Raw genomic sequence first — 412 nt, forward strand, 5'->3', positions numbered from 1 at the left:
CACCCTCGTTCTGCGCTCCGACGCCTCCGGCAACCCCACCTTCCGTGACTTGCTGGCCCGGGTCCGTGAGTCGGATGTGGCCGCGTACGCCCGTCAGGATGTGCCGTTCGAGCGGTTGGTGGATGAGCTGAATCCGGCGCGGTCGGCGGCGCGTAATCCGCTGTTCCAGGTGATGCTGGCGCTCCAGAACGTGCCGGAGCCGCAGTGGGAGCTGCAAGGGCTGACAGTCGAGCAGGTACCGCCGGCGGAGGACCTTGCGGCCCGGTTCGATCTCTCTCTTTCCCTCAGCGAGCGTCACTCCGATGACGGCGTGGCGGATGGGCTGCGTGGCGGGATTCTGTTCGCTGCGGACCTGTTCGACGAGGGGACGGTTCGTCGGCTGGCGGAGCGGCTCGTGCGGGTCCTGGAGCAG

Annotated in this window: 1 protein-coding gene; it reads left to right on the top strand. The window is 68.2% G+C overall.

Going from position 1 to position 412, the window contains the following annotated elements; all coding sequences use genetic code 11:
• Positions 1 to 412: condensation domain-containing protein (locus LQ326_RS47500; protein WP_234545421.1), on the top strand; the 412-nt coding region annotated here is incomplete at both ends.

The sequence above is a fragment of the Streptomyces shenzhenensis genome (assembly GCF_021462265.1).
Classification (GTDB): Bacteria; Actinomycetota; Actinomycetes; order Streptomycetales; family Streptomycetaceae; genus Streptomyces; species Streptomyces shenzhenensis.